Genomic DNA, 5,157 nt, shown 5'->3' on the forward strand with positions numbered 1-5,157 from the left:
CAGGTCGGCGGCCCGGCATCGGCCGGACCGCAGGCCGCGGGCGGCTGGCCGAGGCGACTGCGCGCGAGCGCGACGTCCCTGACCAGCAGCCTCAGCGCCTCCTCGGCCTTGAGCATCGGGCTCGGCCTGATCGCGCTGCACGTCCTGCTGGCGCTGCTCGCCCCGGTGCTGACCGGCCACGACCCGGTCGCCACCGACTCGGGAGCCGCCCTGACCGGCACGAGCTGGGTGCACTGGCTCGGCACCGACCAGTACGGCCGCGACATCCTGTCGCGCACGCTGAACGGCGGCCGGTACGCGCTCGTCGTCACCTTCCTCGCCACGACGATCGCGGTCGGCATCGGCACCGTGCTCGGTTGCGTCACCGCCTACGCCGACAACTGGTTCGACGAGGTCGTCATGCGCATCGTCGACGCGCTGCTCAGCGTGCCGTCGATCCTGGCGCTGCTCGTCGTCGTGACCGTGTTCGACTCGGGCCTCTGGGTGATCGTGCTCGCCGTCACCGTGATCTACGCGCCGGCCGTGACCCGCGTCGTCCGCGGTGCCGCCCGCACCGTGATCACGCAGGACTACGTGACCGCCGCCCGCGCCCGCGGCGAGAAGCCGCTGAGCATCGTGTTCCGCGAGATCGTGCCCAACGTCACCGACGTGGTGCTCGTCGAGTACGCGATGCGCGCCTCCTGGATCGTGTTGCTCATCTCGACCCTGTCGTTCCTCGGGTTCGGTGCCAACCCGCCGACGCCCGACTGGGGCCTCATGGTGCAGGAGAACCGCACCGCCCTCACCGTCGTCCCGTGGGGCACGCTCGCCCCCGTCGTCGCCCTCGCCACGCTCGTCATCGGGCTCAACCTCAGCGCGGACGGGCTCAGCAAGTCGCTGGGCGTCGACCGTGCACAGAAGGGGGCGGTCTCGTGAACGAGCCCCTCACCACCGCCGGTACCACCGCAGGAGGCGCGGGTCGCCCCGTCGACGTCGCCCCCGATCCCGTCGTCCGCGTCGACGACCTCTCCATCTCGTACGCCGCCGGTCGGCGCGAGGTGCCGGTCGTGCGGGGCGTGAGCTTCGACGTCGCCGCCGGACGCGCGCTCGGCCTGGTCGGCGAGAGCGGCAGCGGCAAGTCCACCGTCGCCCGCACCCTGCTCGCGCACCTGCGGCGCGGGTCGCGGGTCGTGTCGGGCAGCGTCCGCGTCGCCGGGGACGACGTCTTCGCCCTCGACGAGCGGGCGCGCCGGGCCCTGCGCGGTGGCACGGCGGCCCTGGTCGCCCAGAACGCCGGCCAGGCGCTCACCCCGTCGATGCGCGTCGGACGCCAGCTGCGCGAGGCGCTCGAGAGCCACGGCCTGCCCGGAGGCGACGACCGCGTGCTCGAACTCGTGCGCCACGTGCGTCTGCCCGACCCCGAGACGATCGTGCGGCGCTACCCCCACCAGCTGTCGGGTGGGCAGCAGCAGCGCGTCGCGATCGCCATGGCCATCGCGGCCCGGCCGAAGCTGCTCGTGCTCGACGAACCGACCACCGCACTGGACGTCGTCACGCAATCGGCCGTGCTCGAGCTGATCCGCGACCTGGCGGTCGAACTCGGCATGGCGATCGTGCTGGTCAGCCACGACCTCGGCGTCGTGTCGACCATGGCCGACGAGATCGCCGTCATGCGCGAGGGCCGGGTCGTCGAGCACGCGCCGACCGCGTCGCTCTTCGCGGACCCGCAGCACGAGTACACCCGCGAGCTGCTCGCGAGCATCCCGCGCGTGCACGCCGATGCCAGCGCACCGCGTTCCGTGCACGACACCGCGACCAGTCGGGGTGTGCAGCACGAAACGCGGCGCGAAGCGGACGACGCACCCGCAGGAGGCGCGGCGCAGGAACCGGGGACGGCACCCGGCACCGCGCTCGGCGAGGTGGTGACCGACGTCACCGCACCGCGTTCCGTGCACGGCACCGCGACTAGTCGGGGTGTGCAGCACGAAACGCGGCGCGACGATCCCGCGGCACCCGCCGCACCCGCCACGGGGCCGGTCGTCACGGCGAGTGACCTCGTCGTCCGGTACGGGCGCGGCCTGCCCGCCGCGGTCGACGGCGTCTCGTTCTCCATCGGCCGCCGCGAGACCCTCGCTGTCGTGGGGGAGTCCGGCAGCGGCAAGTCGACCCTCGCCACGGCGCTCGCCGGGCTGATCCCCGCCGAGTCGGGCCGGTTCGCCTTCCACGGAGCCGACGGGGTCGAGAGCGACCTCACCCGGCCCGTCGCCGGGCGCACGGCGACGCTGCGTCGGTCGATCCAGCTGATCTTCCAGAACGCCGACACCTCGCTCAACCCCCGCCGCACCGTCGGTGCCGCGATCGCCCGACCGCTGAAGCTCTTCACGGGCGAGTCCAGCCCCGAACGCGTCGCCGAGCTGCTCGTCGAGGTCGGCCTGCCGCCCGAGTTCGCCTCGCGCCTGCCCGCCCAGCTCTCGGGCGGCCAGCGCCAGCGCGTCGGCATCGCCCGGGCGCTCGCCGCCGGCCCCGAGCTGATCATCGCCGACGAGATCACGACGGCGCTCGACGTCCGCGTGCAGGCCGGGGTGCTCGACCTGCTCGCGGGGCTCCGCGACGAGAAGGGGCTCAGCTGCCTCTTCATCAGCCACGACCTCGCGGTCGTCCGCGGCGTCGCCGACCGGGTCGCCGTCATGACCGGCGGCCGCATCGTCGAGGTGGGCCCGACCGAACGCGTCTTCCAGGGGCCGAACCACCCGTACACGCGCACCCTGCTCGACGCGACGCTCGACCCGGGCACGACCGAGCTGCCCGACGTCGGCGACGCACGGCCCCGCTGGCGGGACGCCGACGGCTGGGACGACCACGGCGGCGGACACCACGTGAAGCGCTGGGAGGCGATGTGAGCACGAGCGGCCGACCCGACCCGGGCCCCCGACGCGACGAGCGGGGGGACGGCGCACGCGACCCGCGCCTCCTCGGCGACCCGCGCCTCCTGCAGGAGCCCGCGTGGGCCGGGGGAGTCCGCACCCTCGGAGCCCCGCGCGCCGACCTCGCCGACGCCCCCGGGCGGCAGGATTCCGACCGCCCGCACGGCAGCGGCCCGCTCGCGGTCGAGGTGCGCGACGAGTGGGTGCCGATGCCCGACGGGACGCGACTGCACGCCCGCATCTGGGCCCCCGTGGTCGACGAGCCCGTGCCGGTGCTGCTCGAGTACCTGCCCTACCGGCTCGACGACTGGACGGCTCCGCGCGACAGCGAGCGGCACCCCTGGTACGCCGCGCACGGCTACGCGTCGGTGCGGGTCGACATCCGCGGCACGGGGTCGAGCGACGGCCTCTTCGACGACGAGTACTCGGTGCAGGAACTCGACGACGGCATCGCCCTGATCGAGTGGCTCGCCGCCCGGCCCTGGTCGACCGGCGCGGTGGGCGCGTTCGGCATCTCGTGGGGCGGGTTCAACGCGCTGCAGCTCGCCGGGCGGGCTCCGGCGGCCCTCAAGGCGATCGTCACCGTCTGTTCGACCGACGACCGCTACGACAACGACGTGCACTACATGGGCGGCGCCGTGCTCGGCATCGACATGGCGTCGTGGGGCGGCACGATGTTCGCGTTCAACTCGCGCCCGCCGAGGCCCGAGGTCGTCGGCGCCGACTGGGTCGCCCGGTGGCGCGAACGCCTCGAACACAACCGCCCGATGACGACCACGTGGCTCTCGCACCAGGAACGCGACGACTACTGGCGGCACGGCAGCGTCTGCGAGGACTACTCGTCGATCACGGCCGCCGTCCTCGCCGTGGGCGGCTGGGCCGACCCGTACCGCGACGCCGTGCTTCGGCTGGTCGAGAACGTCGACGCACCGGTCAAGGGCATCATCGGGCCGTGGTCGCACCAGTACCCGGATCGCGGGCTGGCGCCCGGCCCGGGCATCGGGTTCCTGCAGGAGACCCTGCGCTGGTGGGACCGCTGGCTGCTCGACTGCCCCAACGGCGTCGACGCGGAGCCCGGGCTGCGCGCCTGGATCAACGACTCCGAGCCGCCGGCGACGTACTACGCCGAGCGGACCGGGCGCTGGGTCGCGGCCTCGACCTGGCCCGCTCGCGAGACCGAGGACCGGGTCGTGCCGCTGGACTCGCTGCGTGGCGGGGCGGACGGCCCCGTCGTCGTGCGCTCGCCGCAGAGCACCGGCCTCGACGCCGGACGCTTCTTCCCGTTCGGCAACGCGACCGACCTGCCGCCCGACCAGCGCGCCGAGGACGGCCGCTCGGTCTGCTTCGACCTGCCTGTCGACTCGCCGCTGGACGTCCTGGGCAGCGTCGTCGCCGACCTCGCCGTGGCGAGCGACGTGCCCGACGGCACCGTCGTCGTGCGCCTCTGCGACGTCGCCCCCGACGGTTCGTCGACGCTCGTCACCCGCGGCGTGCTCAACCTCAACAAGCGGAACGGACGCGACCGCGCCGACGACCCGATGGAGGCGCGGGTCGAGCAGGTCGTGCGCGTCGCCCTGGTCTCGACCGGGCACTCCTTCCCGGCCGGCCACCGCCTCCGGATCGCCGTGTCGAGCGCCTACTGGCCGTGGGTCTGGCCGCACCCGGTCGAGGCGACCCTCACGCTCGACCCGACGCGCAGCAGCGTGACGCTGCCCGTGTGGACGCGCGGGCCCGGCGACGGGTCGGCGGAGCACCCGGTCGACGACGGCGTCGCGTTCGAGGCGCCCGAGCGGGCCGAGCCCCTCGCGATCCGCGCCCTGCCGCCGGCCACGGACCTGCCGCAGCGCAGCGTCTCGCACGACGTCGGCACGGGCGAGTGGGTGCTCGACGTCGACCCCGGCTACGGCGGCGGACGCGAGTACCCCGACGGCCTGGTCTTCACCGAGGACAGCCGCGAGACCTACCGCATCGTCGACGGCGACCCGCTGTCGGCGTCGGCCGAGTCGCGCTGGGCGATCGGACTCGAGAAGCCGACCTGGAAGGCGTGGCTCGAGACCACGTCGCGCGTCACGGCCTCGGCGGAGGCGTTCCGGGTCGAGAACACCGTGCGCGCCTGGGCCCGGGACGGCGGGCCCGGGGCCGAGACGGTGCTCGTCGCCGACCGGACCTTCGACGAGCTCGTGCCCCGGACGTCGGCGTGAGCGGCGCGGGCGGCGCGGGCACCGGCCGCCCGGGCACCGGCGGCGCGAGCACC

The 5,157-nt window shown here is 74.5% G+C and carries 3 protein-coding genes; all 3 read left to right on the forward strand.

Annotated features, from left to right (window positions below; genetic code table 11):
• Positions 1 to 78: 78 nt before the first annotated feature.
• From IFT36_RS15030 to IFT36_RS15040, 3 genes are read left to right on the forward strand one after another with little or no spacing between them, the layout of a single operon-like run.
• The gene (locus IFT36_RS15030) at positions 79 to 915 is read left to right on the forward strand and encodes an ABC transporter permease (RefSeq protein ID WP_249408670.1); all 837 of its coding nucleotides are present in this window, start codon (positions 79 to 81) and stop codon (positions 913 to 915) included.
• Positions 912 to 2,879, forward strand: a complete 1,968-nt coding sequence (locus tag IFT36_RS17040) for an ABC transporter ATP-binding protein (protein ID WP_307785127.1) — start codon at positions 912 to 914, stop codon at positions 2,877 to 2,879. Before IFT36_RS15030 ends, IFT36_RS17040 begins: the two co-directional genes overlap by 4 nt.
• A complete protein-coding gene (locus tag IFT36_RS15040) occupies positions 2,876 to 5,104 on the forward strand; it encodes a CocE/NonD family hydrolase (RefSeq protein ID WP_307785128.1) in 2,229 nt (742 codons plus the stop codon). The genes IFT36_RS17040 and IFT36_RS15040 overlap by 4 nt, the downstream gene beginning before the upstream one ends.
• Positions 5,105 to 5,157 lie beyond the last annotated feature (53 nt).

This window comes from Frigoribacterium sp. CFBP 13605 (assembly GCF_014839405.1).
Taxonomy (GTDB): Bacteria; Actinomycetota; Actinomycetes; order Actinomycetales; family Microbacteriaceae; genus Frigoribacterium.